This is a genomic window from Bacillus sp. GW823-FHT06A11 (assembly GCF_058795355.1).
The window spans coordinates 86,291-108,311 of the sequence record NZ_JBXAHS010000008.1; the positions used below are offsets into that span (position 1 = coordinate 86,291).

The window sequence follows — 22,021 nt, forward strand, 5'->3', positions numbered from 1 at the left end:
GGATCGGTGTTTTATTTTTAAAAGATATTAAATACAGCGTTTAATTGAAGTAAGCTAATAACAGCTAAGAAGATTAAACTGTATTTCATTGCTGTTTTAAATAGAGCAGATTCTTTCCCAACTAGTCCAACTGCGGCACAAGCAACTGCTACAGATTGTGGTGAAACCATTTTTGCCATTGTACCACCTACTACGTTTAAGGCAACGAGTGTAGAAGGAACGATGTTTAACTGGTCTGCTGTTACTGCTTGAAGTGGTGCGAATAAAGAACCACTTGAAACTACTGAACCTGTAATGAATACGCCAATCCATCCTAAGATTGGAGAAAGAACTGGGAATGCATTACCAGTAGAAGAGAATGCAAGTCCAAGTGTAGATGACATACCAGAGTAGTTCTCTACGTAAGCTAAAGCGATAACGCTACAAATTGTATATACTGGAGCTTTTAATTCTTTCATTGTTTCAATCATTAATTCTTTAACCATTTTACCTTTTACGCGGTAAACGATAAGTGAAACGATAATTGCTAGTACAATCGCAGTAGTTGTAGAAGAGAATACATCGAATTTGAAAACAGCTGCGAAAGGTGTATCAGCTTTTGTAATTGGTGTAGTTTTCATAACAGCATTATGAAGACCAGGGAACTGAATGTTAAATACTAAGTTCGCTAACGCACCATCTGGAGCAAATAAAGCTTTAATCGGTTTTAAGTTAAAGATTGTTACAAATGCAGTTAAGAATACGAATGGAGACCAAGCATATAAAATTTGATTGAATGTATGTGATACTTTAGTTTCTTGTTTTTCTTCTTTAGTAGAAGATTTTGGTTGCCAAACACGTAAGAATAATGCAAGAGCAATCATACTTACAACGGCTGCGAAAATATTAGTAAGTTCTGCACCTAAGAAGTAAGTTACAGCGAATTGAGTAATTGCGAAAGAAACACCACTTACAAGAATACCTTGCCAAGTTTCTTTAATACCTTTAATTCCATCGACCATTGAAACAAGTAAGAAAGGTAAGATGATACTAATGAAAGGTAAAATAAGAACAGTTTGACGACCGATAGTTAATGCGTCAAGTTCAGTTAATTGTGCTGGTACTGTAACTGGAATACCCATAGCACCCATAGCACCACCAGCGATATTAGCTACTAAACAAATACCTGCTGCTTTTAATGGGTTAAATCCCATACCTACAAGTAGTGCAGCTGTAATAGCAACTGGAACCCCTAGACCAGCTGCGCCTTCTAAGAAAGCACCGAAAGAATAAGCGATTAATAATACTTGTAAACGTTGATCATTTGTAATGCTTGAAATACTATCGCGAATAATATTGAATTGCTCTGTTTTAACAGTTAATTTGTAAAGGAAAATTGCGGCGATAACGATAGTACAAATTGGATAAAATCCAGATAAAACACCGAATCCGGCAGATGCTACAGCTACTGTTGCTGGCATTTTATAAACAAATATTGCAAGGATAATAGCGACAATCACACTATAAAGACCAGCCATGTAACTTTTCATTTTGAATCCCATTAAACAAATGATGAAACAAAAGATTGGAAGTGCTGCGATTAGTGCAGATAGCCAAATATTGTTTAATGGGTCATAAATTTGTGTCCAAGTACTCATAATAATGACAACTCCTATCTATTATATGTGAAGAAATTCACATTATTTGTGAAACTATTCACAATCAACTTACATGCTTAGTATATTCTCCTTCAACACTATTGTCAACGTAAAAAAGTATAATTATTCCATAATAGTGTTAAAAGAAAAGCTTTGTTCATAAAGTAGACAAAAAACACACTCAAATGAATTTAAGTGTGCTGTATAAGTTATTTGCATATTATTTTGCTTATTCAGATGGCATGTTCCTTATAGGCGTATATTAGATGCATCTTTTATATCGAGTATAAAGTTTGATATATGAACTGATCTGTCCTGTTTGATCTAGTGAGGGAGGAATGGTGAGTAGATTTAATAGGAAGTTTGGCACAACAGTCCAACCGCTTGCAATACGAATAAAAAATTAGAAACAAATTTTTAATACCACATCATCTCTTTTTACTGAAAATTCCTTTTAGCGTAACAAAGAGGTTAAGTATAGTTCAGCTACATTACGATAGGTTATCAATTATAGACGGTATTTTACAATACCGTTACTGTGCATTTCAATGAGGTGAAAATATAACAAAAAGCCTGATAAAACAACGTTTGCAAGCAAAGTATTCGTAGGCCATTATTTTGCTTTTTCGTTATATCATATAGTATAATATTCAAAATCAACAAGGATTTTTTCCTGAATTTTTGTTGATGAAAATGGAAAAATTTTTCGGCTTTATAGGTTGATAAAGTTATGTCGTAACAGGAAATATAAGAACAGATATATAAATAAATAAAAAGAACATAAAAACGCAAATAAAAACGAAAATGAGGGGAACTTTATGAGCCAAAATCAATTCGAATGTCGTATTTCAGAAGAAGATGTACAAATGTTAAGAGCGTTAGCTCACCCACTTCGTCTACGTCTAGTAATGGAACTTATGCAAAGAGGAACATGTAATGTAACACAACTACAGGAAGTATTAGAAATTCCGCAATCAACGGTTTCACAACATTTAACGAAGTTAAAGCAAAATAAAGTAGTGCGCTTTGAAAGACGAGGATTAGAAGTGTATTACCAAATCCATAATGATAAAGTAAGTGCGGTAGTAAAAACATTATTTTCTTAAAATTTGAATATTATGGAAAAAGACGTGTAGAATATACGTCTTTTTTTATTTGTCGGAAAGGTAGCGAGAGAGTAAATATTAGCATGTGAGGAAGAAATGACTATCAATCAACATGCTGCTTTACGGAATATATTCTAAAAGGAAAAGAAAAAATAGAAAGGAGTGTAGTAAGCAAAAGGAGGGATATTAGTATGGATGTGAAACGTGTGAAACAAATCTTATCTTCTTCAAGTAGAATTGACGTTACATATGAGGGCGTACCAGTATGGATTGAGAGCTGTGATGAGCAGAAGGGGAGTGCTCAAGTGTATGATGTATCTAATCCTGGTGAGAGCGTTCATGTGGACGTGACAGCTTTAGAGGAGAAATAATAAAAAAGACGCTTCTAATTTTAGAAGCGTCTTTTTGTTATTCCATCATATGTGCAATTTTCTTAGAGAACATAAGAAGTACTAATCCCAGTACAATTACGATAATACCGATGCTTGCGAATACTTCTAAATATCCTAAAGATTGAGTGAAAGCGGCTAATTGTCCTGCTAATAAGTTTGCGAAGCCAGTACCAGCTAACCATACACCCATTAATAATGATGCTAATTTAACAGGAGCGATTGCACTTACCATAGATAATCCGATTGGTGATAAGAATAACTCACCGATTGTGTGGAACATGTAAGTGAATACAATGAATAGTAAGTTTGCTTTCATTGTAATGTTACCTTCATCGCTACCAGTTTTTAAAACAGCTAAAGTTAGAACTAAATATCCAATCCCTAGTAAAATCATACCTAATGCCATTTTTGTTGGGATTTTTAAATCACCATTTTTTGTTTTTGAAAGCTTAATCCATAACGCAGAAACAGGTAATGCTAGTAAGATAATGAATAGTGGGTTTACAGATTGGAACCAAGGTGTTGGAATTGTAAATCCACCAATTGTACGATCTACGAACTTATCTGTGTAAAGTGTTAAAGAACTACCAGCTTGTTCAAAGCCTGCCCAGAAGAATACAACGAAACAAGTTAAAATTAAAATTGCAACAGTACGTTTTTTCTCTTGTGGTGTTAAAGGTTTTTTCTCAACAGCTTTTGCATTTTGTTCTTTAGATTTTTTACCCACAACTGTTGTTCCAGCTGATCCTAAGTAACGAGGTGCTAATAAGTTAAATGCAATCTGTCCAATAATCATACCGATACAAGCTGTTAAGAAACCGTATCTATAATCTGCGAAGTACCCGCAAATGAATGGAGCGATAAGAGCTCCTAAGTTAATCCCCATGTAGAAGATAGTGAAGGCACTATCACGACGAGAATCGTTGTCGCTATATAATTGACCTAATAAAGTCGAAATATTCGGTTTGAAGAATCCGTTACCGATAACTAATAATCCTAATCCTAAAAATAGTCCAGTTTTCGTATTCATTGAAAATAGTACGAAGTTACCAAGCGCCATAATGATACCACCAATAGTAATGGCATGTCGCTTCGTAATGAAATGGTCAGTTAACCAACCACCAATAATAGGTGTGAAATATACAAGCATTGTGAAAATACCGTAAATTTGAACTGCAACTGCTTTATCAAATCCTAAACCGCCGCTTACTAAGCTCGTTGTTAAATAAAGAACTAATAAGCCACGCATTCCGTAATAACTAAATCTTTCCCATGCCTCTGTAAAGAACAACAAGTATAACCCTGGTGGATGTTTTTTTGGTGATTGTTGCTCTCCAGCTTTGTCTAATTTTAAAGCTGCATCCATGTTTGTTTCCCCCTAATCCTGTATAACGGATATTTATGTAATCATTTTAATTTACAAAATATTTAGAAGTCAATAGAATTATATGGAAATAGAAAGAAAATTTCTAAAAAAGTTCTATTTTTCTTCAACCGTTACTGTATTTTGCCCTGAAAACGAGATGATAAGCGTTTTCAAATGTAATAATTGAATTCTAAAAGAAAATAAAATAGTGATTAATCAGAAAATTTAGATTAAAATATTTATTCTGATATAGAGAAAAAATATTTTATTTACTTTTATAATATAACATATTGGGAATAAAAATACAAAATGAAATAATGTGACACTTCAGTGAAATGAAAAAACCAGCTCCATCAAAGAGAGAGCTGGTTAGAATGAAATTATTTAACAAAGCGCTTTTCGATATCATCTAGTAATAGGTTAGCAGCCATTACACCGCCAGCTGTATTCCAAATAACATCGTCGACTTTGTATGCTTTACCATTTTTTACGGCATTTAAATTTTTAAATAGAGGATCGTTTATATATTCTTTTTCTAGTTCAGATCCTTTTTTCTCATTTCCTTTATCGAATGTGAAGTAGAATAATACGTCACCATCCATAGCAGAAATACGCTCTTTAGATACGTTACGCTCTGCAAAATCATCTTTGTTTTGATCTCCAGGACGTTTAAATCCAAGTTCTTTTAAAATAACACCAGAGAATGTATCGCCATGATAAATACGAACATCACCAGGCATGAAACGAACCATAGAGATTTCTTGATTTACTTTATCGCCAAGTTTGCCTTTTAAATCTTTCATACGTGATTCGTAATCAGCTACAACTTTTTGACCTTCTTTTTCTTTATTTAATGCTTTTGCATAAAATTTGAAGTTATCTTTCCATTCCCCACGTAATGTTTCTGAGAACACAGTAGGTGCAATTGCTTTTAGTTGTTCGTACACTTTTTCGTGACGCATTTTGTTACCGATAATTAAGTCTGGTTTTAAAGAAGCAATTGTTTCAACGTTAACTTGTCCTTCATCACCAACAACTTTTACATCTTTCATTTTATCCTTAATATGTGGATACCATGGATCACCAGTCCAAGACTTTACAGCACCAACTGGTTTCACACCTAATTCAAGTAAAGCTTCAGTTCCTTCATTTGTTAAGATAACTACACGTTTTGGATTAGCAGGAACTTCTGTTTTACCCATTGCATGTTCTACAGTAACCACTTCTTTTTTATTATCTTCTTTTGTAGATTCTTCTTTGTTATTTGATTTTCCACAAGCGCTTAAAAGCATTGAAAATGCTAGTAAAAATACAAATACTGTAAACGATTTTTTCCGCATGAAATTCATTATGTACCCCCTACATGTTGAGAATATTTTTCAATAGCAAGCATGATATTAAGCCTTTATCTTTTGATTGTCAATACATATGGTTGAAAATAATTCTCATTTCCGTTGACAATAAGAATTAAGTTGAAATACACTTACAACGTATCATTATACATTGAAGGGGAAACGCTGCATGTTATTAAAAACAAATCAAGCAAAATGGATTGGATTATTTGTTGGAATCATTGCAGTCGTTATTTGTATTTGGGGAAGTATTATTTTCGGATATACAAATACGAGCTGGAAATTAGCGCTAGATGCTTTTTTCCATTTTAATGGTTCTAATGAACATATTATTATTCAAAATGTGCGCCTTCCAAGGGCACTTATAGCAGCAAGTGTTGGTGCTAGTTTAGCCATCGCGGGTTGTCTTATGCAAACTTTAACTAAGAATCCACTTGCTTCTCCAGATTTTATTGGATTAAATTCAGGTGCTGCGTTCTTCATAGTTGTAGCAATTGTAATCTTTTCAGTAACATCATTATCAGCTTTCACATGGATTGCCTTTTTAGGAGCGGCGGTTGCCGCTGTACTTGTATTTGCTTCTAGTTCTTTAGGAAAAGAAGGGACTACTCCTCTTAAGTTAACGTTAGCAGGGGTCGCAATTAGTGCGTTATTTTCATCATTAACACAAGGATTACTTGTGTTAAATGAAAAAGCGCTTGAAGAGGTATTATTTTGGCTTGCCGGATCTGTGCAAGGGAGAAAGTTAGAAATTTTACAATCTGTATTCCCATATTTATTAATAGGATGGATTGCATCTCTTATGATGGCAGGGAAAGTAAATACATTGATGATGGGAGAAGACGTCGCGAAAGGACTTGGACAACGAACAATTTTAATGAAATCATTCGTGTTACTTATTATTGTACTATTGTCTGGTGGTTCAGTTGCGGTTGCTGGCCCAATTGGATTTATTGGAATTATTACTCCGCATTTTGCTAGATTTCTTGTTGGAGTTGACCACAGATGGAGAGTGCCTTATAGCGGATTGTTAGGTGCAATACTACTAATATTGGCTGATATAGCAGCAAGATATGTCATTATGCCACAAGAAGTACCAGTAGGAGTTATGACAGCATTTATTGGAGCACCGTTCTTTATTTATATTGCACGTAAGAGAGGGCTTAGCAAATGAAGAAATATATTCCGTTTCGTATAGGAAAAGGCGAGCTCTCGTTTTTAATGTATAAACGAGCTTGTCTCGTCTTGTTAAGTTTACTAGTTGTTTTAATAGGATTATTCTTTGCGAGCGCAGGTATGGGAGACATGAAAATTGCTCCTTATGACGTATGGCAAGCAATTACCGGAAATGGCGATGCAATGTCAAATATGGTTGTAAATAAGTTTCGTATGCCACGTATTTTAATTGCTATCCTCGTAGGAATTGCGCTTGCGGTAGCGGGCTGTATTTTACAAGGGCTCGTTCGAAATCCACTTGCTTCTCCTGATATCATCGGGATTACGGGCGGGGCAAGTGTCGCAGTTGTATTATTTTTAGCGTTATTTAGTGATAAAAATAATGCACTAACGGTAAGTATTCATTATATGCCGCTCGCAGCTTTTGCAGGAGCAACGATTGTAGCGGTTTTTGTATACTTATTTGCATGGCAAAATGATGGATTATCACCAATTAGTCTCGTTTTAATTGGTGTTGGATTTTGGGCATTAACGAAGGCGGCGACAACATTATTTATGTTGCTAGCACCAATTTATCAAGCGAGCCAAGCGAATGTATGGATTACGGGTACCGTTTACGGCTCTTCTTGGCAAAATGTTATGGTACTTGCGCCTTGGGTTCTCATTTTAACAGTAATATCATTTATCGCAGCTAGGCATTTAAATGCACAAGAGCTAGGGGATGATATAGCGGTAGGACTTGGGGTTCCTTTAACGAAGTCGCGTGTATTTATGTTATTACTTAGTACAGCTTTAATTGGTGGTGCGGTAGCTTTTGCCGGAGGGATTGGATTTGTCGGTTTAATGGCACCTCATATTTCACGAAGATTAGTTGGTTCTTTATACGGTGCATTACTCCCAGTTGCAGCTATTGTCGGTGCAATTCTAGTACTTGCTGCAGATTTAATAGGGCGTACAATTTTTACACCACTTGAAATTCCAGCAGGGGTATTTACATCAGCAATTGGTGCACCTTATTTCATTTATTTACTTTATAAAAGTCGGAATTCATAAAGGGAGATGAATATGCAAAAAGCATTGGAGACGAAACGCTTGACGTTGTCTTATGGTGAAACAATTATTATTGATGAGCTGAACTTAGAAATTCCAAAAGGAGAAATTACAATTTTTATCGGTTCTAACGGTTGCGGGAAATCAACTTTATTACGTTCACTAGCCAGATTATTAAAGCCAACAAATGGTGATATTTTGTTAGATAATCAAGCAATTCAAAGTATGCAAACGAAGCAAATTGCTCGTCAAATGGCGATTTTACCGCAAGGACCACAAGCACCAGAAGGACTTACAGTATTACAACTTGTAAAGCAAGGACGCTATCCATATCAAACATGGCTGAAGCAATGGTCAGAAAAAGACGAGGAAATGGTACAGAAGGCACTTGCAGCAACAGGTATGACAGAATTTGCTGAGCGTGATGTGCATGCTCTTTCAGGTGGGCAGCGTCAACGTGCTTGGATCGCAATGACACTTGCACAAGATACAGATATCATTTTACTGGATGAGCCAACTACATACTTAGATATGACTCACCAAATTGAAGTGCTAGATTTATTATTCGAATTAAATGAAACAGAACAAAGAACAATTGTTATGGTATTACATGATCTGAATTTAGCATGCCGCTATGCAGATAACATTGTAGCAATTCAAGATAAACAAATATATGCACAAGGTAAACCTGAAGAAGTGGTAGATGAGAAACTAGTACGTGATGTATTCCGAATGGAGTGTCAAATTAGTACGGATCCGTTGTTTGGAACACCGCTTTGTATCCCTCACGGAAGAGGAAGACGTGTAGTTAAAGAAGTTGCTCAGGCAATGAGATAAAAAAACGATGAGTGAGTCATCGTTTTTTTTATTTGGTACAAGAAAATAAGAGGAAGAGAGGAATACGTAAGCGACGTTTATACTCTTCTTCATCTTGAAAATAGGTTGGATTTGGTGTAGCTTCTTTTAATGATGTAATGGTAAATCCAGCTTGCTGTAATAATGTGAAATACTCTTCCGTTGTACGATGATATTTAATAACTTCTTGGTCAATCCATGGTTCAACCCGTTTGCCTAGTTTAAAATAATCATCGACGAGCCAACTCGTTCTTTTACCACTTGTTTGTAAGCTTTCAAATGAAGAAGTAATAACGGGATGTTGAACGCTAAAGATAAAGGTGCCATTTGTTTTTAAAGTTTGAAACACATTTTGAAAAATGATATCAAGATGTTCAATATAATGTAAGGCGAGTCTAGAGGTTACTAAATCAAAAGTGGAAGAGGGATAGGTATAATCTTTGAGGTTTAAAAAATGAACAGATCCATTTTTATTTTCTAGTTGTTTTTTAGCTTTTCCATACATAAGCTCGGAGCCTTCAATGCCGGTGTAAGAGTAGCATCCCTTTTCTAATAATTCCGCACCAAACTTAGCATCACCACAGCCTAAATCGAGAATTTGTTTTCCTTGCACATGACCAATGAGCTGAAAGAATACTGGTTTTTCAATGGATTCATTTGGGCTATTTTCTCGGTATTTTCGTTTCATATATTGTTCGAAAAATGCTGTGTTATTGTATACATCAGATTCTGTAAATGCCATGTTTGAAGCCTCCCTAAATATTTTTTTAATTCTATCAAATATGAAAAGTAAATGATAGATTTATTGTAATGAATCATATATAATCTAGAATTGTAAGCGGTTACTTTAAACTATTTTTCTATAATAAATTCTGAAAACGTGTTAAGCTAGTAGAGGGATTATTAGAACTATTAAGACAATAATCCGCTTACATGAACGATGGGAGGCTTCACAATGTCTAGTAAAACACTTGCGAAATTTTTAGAAGAAAATTTAGAGGATTTAAAATCAAAGGGGCTTTATAACGTAATTGATCCGCTTGAGAGTTCGAATGGACCAATCATTACAATTGGCGGAAAAGAATATATTAACTTATCTTCAAACAACTATCTTGGATTAGCAACAGATAGCCGTTTGCAAGAAGCAGCAATTGGTGCTATTCATAAGTACGGTGTTGGAGCAGGGGCTGTTCGTACAATTAACGGTACTTTAGATTTGCATATTAAGTTAGAAGAAACAATTGCAAAGTTTAAACATACAGAAGCAGCAATTGCTTATCAATCAGGATTTAACTGTAATATGGCAGCGATTTCAGCTGTTATGGATAAAAATGATGCGATTCTTTCAGACGAATTAAATCATGCATCTATTATTGACGGTAGTCGTCTATCAAAAGCAAAAATTATTGTTTATAAACATTCTGATATGGAAGATTTACGCCAAAAAGCAATCGCGGCGAAAGAATCAGGTCTTTACAATAAATTAATGGTAATTACAGACGGTGTTTTCTCAATGGATGGAGATGTTGCAAAACTACCAGAAATTGTTGAGATTGCAGAAGAGTTAGATTTAATGACATACGTAGATGATGCACACGGTTCAGGTGTACTTGGAAAAGGTGCAGGAACTGTAAAGCACTTCGGTCTTTCTGATAAAGTTGATTTCCAAATTGGTACATTATCAAAAGCAATTGGGGTAATTGGTGGATATGTAGCAGGGAAACAAAACTTAATTGACTGGTTAAAAGTTCGTTCACGTCCATTCTTATTCTCTACAGCATTAACACCAGCTGATGCGGCAGCTTGCATGAGATCAATTGAAATCTTAATGGAAAGCACAGAGTTACATGATCGTCTATGGGAAAACGGTCGCTATTTAAAACAAGGGTTAAAAGAACTTGGCTTTAACATTGGGGAAAGTGAAACGCCAATTACACCTTGTATTATTGGGGACGAAGTATTAACACAAGAATTTAGTAAACGTCTAAATGAAGAAGGCGTATACGCAAAATCTATCGTGTTCCCAACTGTAGCAAAAGGAACAGGTCGTGTTCGTAATATGCCTACAGCAGCTCATACGAAAGAAATGTTAGATGAAGCAATTTGTAAGTATGAAAAAGTAGGGAAAGAAATGGGCATCATTTAAGTAACGACATCTTTTGAATAGCTTGCAAATGAGGAGTGGGGAAAATGAAAAAAATTCTAGTAACCGGTTCTTTAGGGCAAATTGGTTCTGAACTAGTAATGAAACTTCGTGATGTATACGGCGCATCAAATGTTATTGCAACAGATATTCGTGAAACAGATAGTGAAGTAGTAACGTCTGGTCCATTTGAAACGTTAGATGTAACAGATGGACAAAAACTACATGATATCGCAAAGCGTAATGAAGTAGATACAATTATTCATTTAGCAGCTTTACTTTCAGCAACAGCAGAAAAAAATCCGCTATTTGCATGGAACCTAAATATGGGTGGACTTGTAAATGCTCTAGAAGCAGCTCGTGAATTAAACTGTAAGTTCTTCACGCCAAGTTCTATCGGTGCATTCGGTCCATCAACGCCAAAAGATAATACACCGCAAGATACAATTCAACGTCCTACTACGATGTATGGGGTAAACAAAGTAGCGGGAGAATTACTGTGTGATTATTATCATCAAAAATTTGGCGTAGATACGCGCGGTGTCCGTTTCCCAGGTTTAATTTCTTACGTAGCTCCTCCAGGAGGCGGAACAACTGATTATGCAGTTGAAATTTATTATGAGGCGATTAAAAAAGGTGCATACACCTCATACATTGCTGAAGGAACGTACATGGACATGATGTATATGCCTGATGCTTTACAAGCGATCATTTCATTAATGGAAGCTGATCCAAGTAAGCTAGTGCATAGAAATGCATTTAACATTACAGCAATGAGCTTTGAGCCAGAGCAAATTGCAGCGTCAATTCGTAAACACATTCCGACGTTTACAATGGATTATGCAGTAGATCCAGCTCGTCAAACAATCGCTGATAGCTGGCCAAACTCTATTGACGCAACAGCAGCAATGAAAGAGTGGGGCTTCAAAGCAGAATACGATTTAGATAAAATGACAACTGACATGCTGGCTAAGTTAAAAAAAAAGCTTGCAGCTGAGTTAGTGATGAATTAATAGGAAGGGTCGATTCTTAGGAATCGACTCTTTTTATTTGTATTTTGGGAATATGCAAATAATTACAAATGTGATAGAATGAGTTAATTTGTGTGTAAAGGGGAGACAAGGAATGGAGAAATGGGAGTTAGCAAAGGAAATTTACAATACGTCACGTTTAACGGGAACATTTAAACTTCGATCAGGACAAGTATCAAATCAATACTTTGATAAGTACTTATTTGAATCTAATCCAGTACTGTTATTAGAAATTACTAAACAGTTGAAAGAGCTCATTCCTCCTGATACAGAAGCACTCGCTGGTTTAGAGATGGGAGGAATTCCAGTAGCAACGGCATTATCTTTACAAACAGGTATACCAGTCGTATTTGTAAGAAAAGAAGCGAAGAAGTACGGCACATGTAAGTTGGCAGAGGGTGTTGATATTGCTGGGAAAAATGTTTGTGTTGTTGAAGATGTCATTACGACAGGCGGTCAAATATTATTAAGCACGAAAGATTTAAGAGAACTAGGTGCGAAAGTTAATCATGTTCTAGGTGTGATTGAACGAACAAAAGAAGGAAGAGATAACTTATTAGAAGATGGATTGCAGTTGCACTCCTTATTTACAATGGATGAGTTAATTGAAGGGGAAATGCAACATGCAAAGAGTTGATGTCGTATATGCACTAATACATGACGAAGAGACAGATAAAATATTAATGGTACATAATGTAGAACAAAACGTTTGGTCATTGCCAGGCGGGGCTGTGGAAAAAGGTGAAATATTAGAGGAAGCACTAATAAGAGAAGTGAAAGAAGAGACAGGTTTAACTGCTGCGTTAGGTGGACTTGTTGCGATCAATGAAAAATTCTTTGAAGAATCAGGGAATCATGCACTATTTTTTACATTCCGAGCGAATGTAGTAAAAGGTGAACTTATTGCGGAAGATGAAGGTGAAATTTCTGCAATAGAGTGGGTGGGTCGAACAATTGCGAATGAGCGCTTCCCATACTATGACGGAGGATTTGAATCTTTGTTAGAAGTAGCCATTCCATACAAGTTTCAACCAGAAACAAAGTAATTGAACGAAAAAACAGGAGCCACAAGGCTCCTATTTTCTATTCAATCGTCTTCAGTAATAACTTTTTCAATAGTGGTTTAATCTTTAGACGTAAATCTTCAGCGTGATTTGCAACTAAGAAGTGATGGTTATAAATGTTTTTCATCAATTGATAAGTTGCTTCTTTCGCTTCGCCTTCTTCGATGAAGATACCGATTACTTCCATACCACTTTTACGCGCGAGTTTAACAGCTTCATGCGTATCTAAAATTCCGTCTTGTTGATAGTCTAGCGCAGAAGGCTCACCGTCTGTGAAGACTAGTAAGAATTTATGTTTCTCAGGTCTTTTGGCAAGCTTTTCAGAAACGATACGAATAATATATCCGTCGCGGTTATCTTCTTCTTCACGAAGTTGCATAATTTCTGGACCAACGTTTGGTAACGTTGAGTTTTTATAATTTACAACTTCATGGATAACGTTCGGCTTATCTTCAGGTTTAGCGCTAGAGGCATCTTCCCAAAATCCGCTAATAGCGTGCGGGATTTTTAAAGATTTTAAAGCTTCATGGAATAGTACAACACTCTTCTTCGTTTCTTCCATTTTGTTATACATAGAACCAGAACAGTCAACTAACAGTTGGAATGCAACATCGAGTTCTTGTGACTCTTGTCCTTTTTTATAAAACATCCGCGGTTGTTTTTCGGTATAAATACGGAGGAATTTCTTACGAAGTCTTCCGTAATATTTATCACTATTCGCATTCGTTTTATTTTCAATCGTTTTTTCGATAATTTTCTTTAATTCTTTTACATCTTTATTGACGACTGATTTGATAGCTTGGTAATCTTTTTTCTCATCAATATTTACTTTGCGAGCTTCTTTAAATGTATGAGAAGCACCTACATTATACTTCCCATATGCACCGTCGTGCTGGCTAGAAGCGTGTGAAGCCCTTGCTTCTTCTGTATCAGCGCCATCAAAGTTGGATTGTGTACTTTTTTGAGAAGTACCTTGTACAGAACCAAGTGCTTGGTCGCCATCTTCTGATTCACGAGCAGTATCGCCCATCATGTTTGTTTTTGTTCCGCTTTCTAATTCAAAGCGTAAAAAGTTCTCGTTTTCGTTATTTTTATTTTCACGATGCCATGTGGAGAAACTTTCATCCATTTTGTTTTTATTTTCATCGTCATCTATAAGCTGCGTATCATCATTTGCTAAATCTTCGACGCGACAGTTCTTTTCGTCTGCAAGAACAGATAAGTAAAGTGGAGCATGTCCGAAATAGTTGTTAAGCATATCACTTTCAAGAAGCGCCTCTAAGCGATAGCGAATTTTCTCAACGATATACATAATATCTTCTGTATTACGTGCTTGGAATGTTTCATGTAAAATCGCTTCAATTTGCTCGAAATATTCATTATTAAACATTTCATATTTATCGCTCGTTAATGAAAGATAGCATAGGCAAAATAGACGATCAGCGTGATAATTACGAACACGGTTTATTTCATTTTGGGAGCCGAAGTAATTGCGGTACATTTCTTTTCGGCGTTTAAAAACATGCTTTGTGCCAGGACGTAAGTTCTTTACGATTTCCTCAACGCGTAAATCTTCTAATAGAACAAATAATTGTGTTAAAAACTTTCTTAGGGGCGATTCTTGCAATTCAATTGCATAAGAACGAATTAAAGTCATGTCCGAGTAATGTTTATTACCAAGTGCTTTTAAGAACACTTCGCTTTTTAATCCGATTACTGTATCTTCTTCTTTTCGATCATCCCAAAAGTGACTAATGACAACTTTCTTTTCAATTTCGTCGTAGTATGCTTTATAGCCATATTCAAGATAGGCATCGTCTTCTTTTAGAAGGGCATACATTAAGTTTTCCATTTGTAGAAACAGCGACGCATCAATTTTTTTGTCACTAAAAATTTGTCTCATAAATTATCCCTCAAAGAAATAACTTTCTGCTAATTCACGGACAGTCATTTGTTCTGTTTCATCATTAAGTTTTGCAATTATGCTTCGTTCAATCGCTCGCATAACAGGAATATATACACCTAAATCACATGCGTCGATAATACCACGAATACTTGCTGCTTCTTCACTTACACGTCCATCGCGAGCTAAAGGCATAAGGTCGCTTGCAAATGCAACAAACTTTTCAATTGTTGCAACATCATTTAATTTTGATTCTGCTAATAATAGTTCTTTTAATGTGTCACCTTGAATGTAAGGAACTTCAATAATAACGAAACGGTTTTTTAATGCTTCATTTAGTTCACTTGTTCCAACGTAACCTTCGTTAATCGCAGCAATTACACGGTATTCGTCATCACCGTATACAACCTCTTGTGTAAATGGGTTTGTGATCATTTTACGGTAATCTAATGCGCCGTGAAGTAGCGGTAAAGTTTCAGGTTTTGCCATATTGATTTCGTCAATATATAGGAAGTGACCGTTCTTCATTGCTTTCATAAGAGGACCGTTAACGAATGAAACTTCAGATGCACCATCGTTCGTTTGTAGTGTGTTGTATCCTAAAATACCTTCTACATCTAAGTCGACAGAGCAGTTAATGCTATGCATTGGTTTTTGGAATAAAGAAGAAAGAGTTTCCGCTAGTACTGTTTTACCACTACCAGTCGGTCCTTTTAATAGAATGTTCTTGCCAAGAAGAAGTGCTGTAATCGCATCTTCAATAATGCTATTATCAGACGCTTTATATATTTTCGTTCCGATTAAATGTGCATTTTCACCAGCTTCTTGTTTATTCTTTTCATGAATCGTAGAAAGCTGTTGTTTTAAATCAGAATGTATATGAAATTGTTCTAACATGTATTTCCCACCTAACATTATTTTCATAAAGTAATACATCTTATGATAACTTGTTTTAATATGGTATGCAAAGAAAAGGAAGGAGGATAAAGGGAAAAGAAAAAGCAATCAAGATGAAGTTGATTGCTTACAGTAAAGGAGAAATGAGCCTCATGAAAGACTCCAATATGCGTTTTTTTATACTTCTTTTTTGGAAAGAGTTCCATTTAATTTCAGTTGAATGTTTAAAGTCTTCTTCAAAATCATGTTTAATATCGTGAACTGTTTTTGATTCATAAAGTACGCTAATAATTTCGTAATTCAATTCAAAGCTACGTACATCCATGTTTGCTGTTCCAATAGTTGCAATTGTATCATCAACGAGTACAATTTTTGCATGCATAAAACCATCTTTATAACTGTAAATAGAAGCACCAGCCTTTAAAAGCGGAGTGAAATAGGATTGAGATGCTTGATCACTAATGATGCTATCACTTTTACCTGGATATAAAATCCGTACATCTATTCCGGCAATTGCACTTAAGCGTAATAATGTTAAAGTTTCTTGATCTGGAATAAAGTAGGGTGTAGCAATCCAAATTGATTTTTTTGCAGAGCCCATAACAGCTAATAATGTATTACGAATACTTTTATCATCGGAGCTTGGTCCGCTGGCTACGATTTGAACAGCACCTTCTGCATTTGAAATCTCTTTACCTGGGAAGTATTGTCTATTCATGAATTGATCCCAGGAATAAGTATTTAAACCACTAGAGGCATAGAGCCAGTCTTCTAGAAAGATTGCTTGTAATTTATATAATGCTTTTCCTTCTATTTTTAAATGACTATCACGCCAAACAGGAAATTTCTTTGAACGGCCAAGATATTCATCACCGACATTGAGTCCTCCGGTAAAACCAATTTCTCCATCTACAATAACAATTTTTCGATGGTTACGATAATTGACAGTTTCAAGTAACCAAGCTGAAAAAATAGGGTCAAATTCTACAATTTCAATCCCAGCTTCTTTCATAGGTTGTAAAAATCGTCTTCTTAACGTATTACTTCCAAGGCCATCATAAAGGAAGCGTACAATAACACCATCTTTTGCTTTTTGTATTAAAGCATCTCGAACTTTTGTACCAATTTCATCAGATTTATAAATGTAGTATTGAATATGTATATGATGTTTTGCCTGCTCTATAGCTCGCAAAATTTCTGAAAATGTTTGATCTCCGTTTGTTAAAAGTTTTGTAGTTGTTTTATCTGCGGCAGGACCGCCTCCAAATTTTTGTATGACTTCTGTTAAATGTAAGGAACGTTCATTTAGTGGGACTGTGAGTAATAACTCTAGTCTTCTTCCTTCTAATATTTCACGGAATAATTTTCTTTGTTCTTCTGAACGATGGAGATGTTTTTTTCTTCTCCAGCGGCTGCGTCCAAAAATAGCGTATAAAAGCACACCTATAATAGGAAGAAGTGCTAATACTAAAAACCATGCTAATGTACTTTGTGGAGATCTATTTTCTATAAAAATAACGAATGAAATTCCTACGATTGTGATGGACCATAGAGCACCGACAAATGTATATAACGAGATATACGATGTATTTAATAGGAACAGAACGATAGATACAATTGTAAATATTAATAGTAATTGAACGATAGGCTTCTTCATTTCTATATAATTCCCCTAATCTTTTTTCAATATAGACTTCTTAAATAGAAGATGTAATATGACATCTTTATTATAAGGTGTTTTGCTTTTTTTACAAAATATAGACATTTCACCTATACTTTCCGCATTTGTCCTACATACAGTGTACTATCCCATTTTTTATCTCACTCTTAACGCATATGAAAATGAAAAAATCGAAAAGGAGCGGAGAAACATGAATTATATAGAAAATAATGGATTGTACTATCGGAATCATCATGGAGGACACAATCATGGTGGGCATAATCATAACGGCGGACATCATCACCATGGAGGACACAATCACTATGATCACCATCATCATCACGGAGGCGGATGGGGCTGGGGTGGTGGTAGTTCATGGGGAGGCGGATTTTTCCCTGGAAGCTTTGCAGGAGGAGTGTTAGGCGGACTGACAGCGGGTGCGTTAACAGGTGCAACAAGTGGAGGATATTATCCGGCTCCATATCCAGTAGCTTATCCATCACCATACCCTGTAACGTATCCAATGCCATACCCAGGTTATCAGCAAATACCATATTCGTATTAAACTAAAAAAGAGGCTATCCTCTTTTTTAGTTTAATACGGTATTTATTTATAAAATACTTCCAAAATTAAGGTGAAAATATGTTAATATTTTGTTATTGTAATTCAAAAACATATACATTGATGTAGAGTTTTATATTATTATTCGTGAATAGTTATGTAGTATGTTCTAATTTCTATTTCGTTATTAAAAACAAAGAGATCAGATGTGAGTGGTATTAGTTGGAAATAAGGCTTGCATAGAGCCACTTAAAGGGATTGCAGTATAATAAGGCGCGAAATAATTAGGGAGATGAGAAGCTACTAGTTATAATTGGAACGGTATAATATTGCTTTTTATTACAAATAATATTATGTTATTTTAATCGGTCTATTTAAAAAGATAATTTATGTAATGGGCTAGTGTTAGAAAATGAAATATCTCTATTTCTATGAAGAGAAACAGGTTGTGTTTTAGTCAGATAGAAGCAAGGAGAGATGCGCATGCTAGAACAGAGAGGTCATGCATTATATGACTCTTCATTGCGAGATTTAAAGTTAGCATTAGATGAGTCTTCAATTGTTGCAATTACAGATCGAAAAGGTCTTATTACATATGTAAATGATAAATTTTGTGAAATCTCTAAATACAAAAGAGAAGAATTAATTGGAAAAGATCACCGTATTTTAAATTCAGGACATCATCCAAAAACCTTTTTTCAAGACTTATGGAAACGTATTTTGAATGGGAAAGTATGGACAGGTGAGATTCGGAATCGAGCAAAAGATGGTACATATTATTGGGTCAAAACAACAATTGTTCCATTTTTAAATGAAAAAGGAGAGCCATACCAGTTTATCGCAATTCGAAATGATATTAGTAGTAGAAAAGAAGCGGAACATAGATTGCGGCTAAGTGAAAGTCGTTATAGGGAACTTGCCTATCATGATGCTTTAACGAGTTTGCCTAACCGTTTACAATTAATAACGACCGTTAATAAATTGATTGCAGATAAAAAAGAATTTGGTATGATTTACTTTGATTTGGACCGTTTTAAATTAGTAAATGATACGTTAGGTCATATGATAGGGGATTTACTTTTAAGCGAAGTTGCTTCACGGTTGCATTATGTACTAGGAGAGAAAGATGTTCTGGCTAGGCTAGGTGGCGACGAATTTGTGCTGTTAACAAAAAATCATAGACAAGATGATATGAGTCAGTTAGCGACATCTGTGTTGTCATGTTTTCAGGCACCATTTATGCTGGAAGGCCATGAAGTATACATTTCAGCTAGTCTAGGACTTTGTTCTTATCCACAAGACGGACAAGATGTGGAAACTTTATTGAAAAACTCTGACTTAGCTATGTATAGTGCAAAAGAACAGGGGAGAAACGCTGCGTGTTTCTTTACAGATGAGCTACGCGCGAAAATAAATCGTAGAATGAAAGTTGAGTTTGCTTTGCAAAAGGCAATTCGTGATGAAGAGTTAGATGTAGCATTGCAGCCTATTATTGATTTGAAAACGAAGAGATATTCTGGTATAGAAGCTCTAGTACGTTGTATGACAGAAGACGGACCTATTTCACCAAGCGAATTTATCCCTGTTGCTGAAGAGTCTGGACTTATTATAAAGCTAGGAGACTGGGTATTAGAAAAGTCATGCCGATTGTTTAAAACTTTGCCAAATTATCAAGAAGGACTAAAGTTATCTGTGAATTTATCTATACAACAATTAATGCAGAAACGTTTTATTTTGTCTGTACGTAGCATTTTAAAGAGAACTGGTTTTCCTCCGAACCGTTTAATATTAGAAATAACGGAAAGCATTGCAGTTCGCCATTTTGATTATATTATTGCTACATTACAAGAATTAAGAAATATGGGTGTTTTAATTGCTTTGGATGATTTCGGAACTGGCTATTCTTCCTTATATTATTTAAAACAACTACCACTGGATATTGTAAAAATTGATCGTAATTTTATTCGTGAATTTCATTATGATCATGCACAACCAGAACGAACGATTGTAAAATCCGTTATTGAAATTGCTCATAGTTTAAATTTAGCAGTAGTTGCTGAAGGGGTAGAAACAGTAGAGCAAGAGAGTTTGTTACAATCAATGAGCTGTGATTATGTACAGGGATTTTATTATGCGAAACCTTTATCTGTAGGAGAGCTAAAAGAAAAGTTAATTACAGATTTTTAATAAAAAAGAGAAGCCAGCAGCTTCTCTTTATTTAATCCGTTTTTTGTGAGTCTTTCATTAGTACAGGATAAAGAATAAGACCTAATACGAACAATCCAATTCCTAAGAAGAACGTTTTTAAGTCAGCAGTTCCTGTTTTGATAACCCAAATTGAGTATATAAATGCTAATGTAGTGATGATTCCGTCCTTTATTCGAGAACCAGGCATTATATCATACGTTTCTCCTGTAATAACCAGTTTGAATTGGTACAGAGTAGAAACAAGGTATGGAATTAAATAGGCTAATGTTGCTACGACGATAGCGAAACTATACGCTTCTGAAACAGTACCAGAAATCGTTGAAAATAAGAAGATTTGCGTCATTACATTTGTAATCAATAATGATTTTGAAGGACTACCTTTTTTATTTGTTTTCCCGAAAAACTTAGGGAAAAGTCCATTCTTTGCTGCCTGGTAAGGTACTTCTGAACTAACAACAATCCAGCCAACTGTAGATCCAAATAAAGATATAAGAGCGAGTAAAGCCATGATATATGCGCCTTTATTTCCAATTGCTAAATTTAATGCGTCTACTAATGGTTTTTGAGACTCTTTTAAAGCATCTTGCGGAAGAGCTCCCATTGTAAGTAAAGTAATTGACATGTAAATAAGAAGAGCGATAATTAATCCGAAAATCGTAGCTTTTTTTACATCGCGCTGTGATTTTGCACGATTAGAAAGCATAACTGCTGATTCAATACCGATAAATGCCCAGAGTGTTGCAATAGCAGCTGAATTGATTTGTCCCCCTAACGAGATGGATTGTCCTGCTTCATTCATAAAGGTTTGACCGTCTCCGAAATTAGAGGCATTGAAAATGAATAATGTAATTACAATAAACATTGTAAATCCGATAATTTTTGCAATGGTAGCAAGTAGATTCATGTTTCCAGCTCGATCAATATTTTGAGAAAGAATATATTGAATTCCCCACAGCATAAGGCTACATACGAGGAAAGTTAATCCTTTTCCGAGTTCCAGTGAAAATCCATTTATTGAAAAAAGAATTTGCTTACTTTGTAAAACTGGAAAGAATGTTGATAAATATCCAGCAAAGGAAATAATAACAGATGCTGTTGCAGCCCAGTTAGCAGCCCAATATCCCCATGCCATACTATATCCTGCAACTTTACCAGCTTTTTTTGAAGGAAACATAGCTTGAGCATAGCTTTGTGGTCCAGCTTTTAATTCTGGTTTCCGAATCGCTAAATTTCCAAATACAAGTGCAATCATAAATACGCCAAGTCCTGTAATACTCCATGCGAGTGTAGAACCCATCGGACCTGATACTTGTGCTAAATTTGCTGGAAGCATAAATACGCCACCGCCAACCATATTCCCGATAACAAATGCTGTTAAAACCCATAATCCCCATTTTTTCGTTTCCATTTTTGTTAACTCCTTTGTAGTAAGTTTTGCTTAAACATCATTTTTTACTAGCTTTTTGACAATAAAAAAAGAGCCATGTAGATAAAAAATACCTACATGGCTCTTTGCCTAACGTAGGTACAACGGGAATAACCCTTGTACCTACGCGTAATTTTTCCGCTAGGTTTCAAGGGTTACGTATGATGATGATGTTTTTGTGCAAATGTAACTA

19 protein-coding genes are annotated in these 22,021 nt (G+C 35.3%); 11 read left to right on the forward strand and 8 right to left on the reverse strand.

Translation table 11 applies throughout. The annotated features are described in order from the left end of the window. Nucleotides 1-17: 17 nt before the first annotated feature. On the reverse strand, nucleotides 18-1,637 hold the full coding sequence (locus AC1Q8L_RS26235; RefSeq protein WP_000109093.1) for an L-lactate permease: 1,620 nt from the start codon (nucleotides 1,635-1,637) through the stop codon (nucleotides 18-20). Nucleotides 1,638-2,455: 818 nt separating this feature from the next. Here AC1Q8L_RS26235 and AC1Q8L_RS26240 point away from each other — a divergent pair. Both AC1Q8L_RS26240 and AC1Q8L_RS26245 read left to right on the forward strand, forming a co-directional pair. Then, nucleotides 2,456-2,743 carry an ArsR/SmtB family transcription factor gene (locus AC1Q8L_RS26240; RefSeq protein ID WP_000081428.1) on the forward strand — a complete coding sequence of 96 codons (288 nt, stop codon included), beginning with the start codon at nucleotides 2,456-2,458 and terminating at the stop codon, nucleotides 2,741-2,743. Nucleotides 2,744-2,934: 191 nt separating this feature from the next. Next, a complete protein-coding gene (locus AC1Q8L_RS26245) occupies nucleotides 2,935-3,114 on the forward strand; it encodes an acid-soluble spore protein H (protein WP_000382679.1) in 180 nt (59 codons plus the stop codon). A 37-nt stretch (nucleotides 3,115-3,151) separates the two neighbouring features. On the opposite strand, the gene AC1Q8L_RS26250 is transcribed toward AC1Q8L_RS26245, so the two are convergent. After that, on the reverse strand, nucleotides 3,152-4,501 hold the full coding sequence (locus AC1Q8L_RS26250) for a peptide MFS transporter (protein WP_000338315.1): 1,350 nt from the start codon (nucleotides 4,499-4,501) through the stop codon (nucleotides 3,152-3,154). A gap of 380 nt (nucleotides 4,502-4,881) precedes the next feature. Next, nucleotides 4,882-5,850, reverse strand: coding sequence for an ABC transporter substrate-binding protein (locus tag AC1Q8L_RS26255; protein WP_001010277.1), 969 nt, complete (start codon nucleotides 5,848-5,850; stop codon nucleotides 4,882-4,884). 172 nt (nucleotides 5,851-6,022) lie between these two features. Here AC1Q8L_RS26255 and AC1Q8L_RS26260 point away from each other — a divergent pair, with 172 nt between their 5' ends. The 3 genes from AC1Q8L_RS26260 to AC1Q8L_RS26270 are packed head-to-tail and all read left to right on the forward strand — an operon-like array spanning nucleotide 6,023 to nucleotide 8,916. Further along, a complete protein-coding gene (locus AC1Q8L_RS26260) occupies nucleotides 6,023-7,027 on the forward strand; it encodes a FecCD family ABC transporter permease (RefSeq protein WP_000925211.1) in 1,005 nt (334 codons plus the stop codon). Then, a complete protein-coding gene (locus tag AC1Q8L_RS26265) occupies nucleotides 7,024-8,082 on the forward strand; it encodes a FecCD family ABC transporter permease (protein ID WP_000760059.1) in 1,059 nt (352 codons plus the stop codon). The genes AC1Q8L_RS26260 and AC1Q8L_RS26265 overlap by 4 nt, the downstream gene beginning before the upstream one ends. A 12-nt stretch (nucleotides 8,083-8,094) precedes the next feature. After that, nucleotides 8,095-8,916: an ABC transporter ATP-binding protein gene (locus AC1Q8L_RS26270; RefSeq protein ID WP_001167953.1), complete on the forward strand. Its 822-nt coding sequence runs from the start codon at nucleotides 8,095-8,097 to the stop codon at nucleotides 8,914-8,916. 28 nt (nucleotides 8,917-8,944) lie between these two features. Here AC1Q8L_RS26270 and AC1Q8L_RS26275 read toward each other — a convergent pair whose 3' ends face one another. Then, on the reverse strand, nucleotides 8,945-9,676 hold the full coding sequence (locus tag AC1Q8L_RS26275; protein ID WP_000885964.1) for a class I SAM-dependent DNA methyltransferase: 732 nt from the start codon (nucleotides 9,674-9,676) through the stop codon (nucleotides 8,945-8,947). Nucleotides 9,677-9,889: 213 nt separating this feature from the next. Here AC1Q8L_RS26275 and AC1Q8L_RS26280 point away from each other — a divergent pair, with 213 nt between their 5' ends. The 4 genes from AC1Q8L_RS26280 (at nucleotide 9,890) to AC1Q8L_RS26295 (ending at nucleotide 13,154) form a co-directional block, all read left to right on the forward strand. Continuing rightward, on the forward strand, nucleotides 9,890-11,080 hold the full coding sequence (locus AC1Q8L_RS26280) for a glycine C-acetyltransferase (RefSeq protein ID WP_000095904.1): 1,191 nt from the start codon (nucleotides 9,890-9,892) through the stop codon (nucleotides 11,078-11,080). 44 nt (nucleotides 11,081-11,124) lie between these two features. Further along, nucleotides 11,125-12,090, forward strand: coding sequence for an L-threonine 3-dehydrogenase (locus tag AC1Q8L_RS26285; protein ID WP_000723124.1), 966 nt, complete (start codon nucleotides 11,125-11,127; stop codon nucleotides 12,088-12,090). Between the two features lie 112 nt (nucleotides 12,091-12,202). Beyond that, nucleotides 12,203-12,745: an orotate phosphoribosyltransferase gene (pyrE, locus tag AC1Q8L_RS26290; RefSeq protein WP_000417032.1), complete on the forward strand. Its 543-nt coding sequence runs from the start codon at nucleotides 12,203-12,205 to the stop codon at nucleotides 12,743-12,745. Beyond that, nucleotides 12,732-13,154 (forward strand): NUDIX hydrolase, encoded by a 423-nt coding sequence (locus tag AC1Q8L_RS26295; RefSeq protein WP_001189939.1) that lies wholly within the window; start codon nucleotides 12,732-12,734, stop codon nucleotides 13,152-13,154. Before pyrE ends, AC1Q8L_RS26295 begins: the two co-directional genes overlap by 14 nt. A 37-nt stretch (nucleotides 13,155-13,191) precedes the next feature. Here the strand turns inward: AC1Q8L_RS26295 and AC1Q8L_RS26300 are convergent, their stop codons facing one another. The 3 genes from AC1Q8L_RS26300 to AC1Q8L_RS26310 all read right to left on the reverse strand — a co-directional run bounded on the left by AC1Q8L_RS26300 (nucleotide 13,192) and on the right by AC1Q8L_RS26310 (nucleotide 17,629). Further along, entirely contained in the window at nucleotides 13,192-15,075 is a 1,884-nt protein-coding gene (locus tag AC1Q8L_RS26300) for a vWA domain-containing protein (protein ID WP_001248879.1), read from the reverse strand. A 3-nt stretch (nucleotides 15,076-15,078) separates the two neighbouring features. After that, a complete protein-coding gene (locus tag AC1Q8L_RS26305; RefSeq protein ID WP_000892992.1) occupies nucleotides 15,079-15,972 on the reverse strand; it encodes an ATP-binding protein in 894 nt (297 codons plus the stop codon). A 127-nt stretch (nucleotides 15,973-16,099) separates the two neighbouring features. After that, complete coding sequence (locus AC1Q8L_RS26310; RefSeq protein WP_000743035.1) at nucleotides 16,100-17,629, reverse strand: cardiolipin synthase; 1,530 nt, start codon at nucleotides 17,627-17,629, stop codon at nucleotides 16,100-16,102. 214 nt (nucleotides 17,630-17,843) lie between these two features. Here AC1Q8L_RS26310 and AC1Q8L_RS26315 point away from each other — a divergent pair, with 214 nt between their 5' ends. Continuing rightward, complete coding sequence (locus AC1Q8L_RS26315; RefSeq protein WP_001106379.1) at nucleotides 17,844-18,197, forward strand: hypothetical protein; 354 nt, start codon at nucleotides 17,844-17,846, stop codon at nucleotides 18,195-18,197. A 480-nt stretch (nucleotides 18,198-18,677) separates the two neighbouring features. Beyond that, complete coding sequence (locus tag AC1Q8L_RS26320) at nucleotides 18,678-20,381, forward strand: putative bifunctional diguanylate cyclase/phosphodiesterase (protein WP_000893346.1); 1,704 nt, start codon at nucleotides 18,678-18,680, stop codon at nucleotides 20,379-20,381. Nucleotides 20,382-20,412: 31 nt separating this feature from the next. Here AC1Q8L_RS26320 and AC1Q8L_RS26325 read toward each other — a convergent pair whose 3' ends face one another. Continuing rightward, on the reverse strand, nucleotides 20,413-21,810 hold the full coding sequence (locus AC1Q8L_RS26325; protein ID WP_000448445.1) for an amino acid permease: 1,398 nt from the start codon (nucleotides 21,808-21,810) through the stop codon (nucleotides 20,413-20,415). Nucleotides 21,811-22,021: the final 211 nt, after the last annotated feature.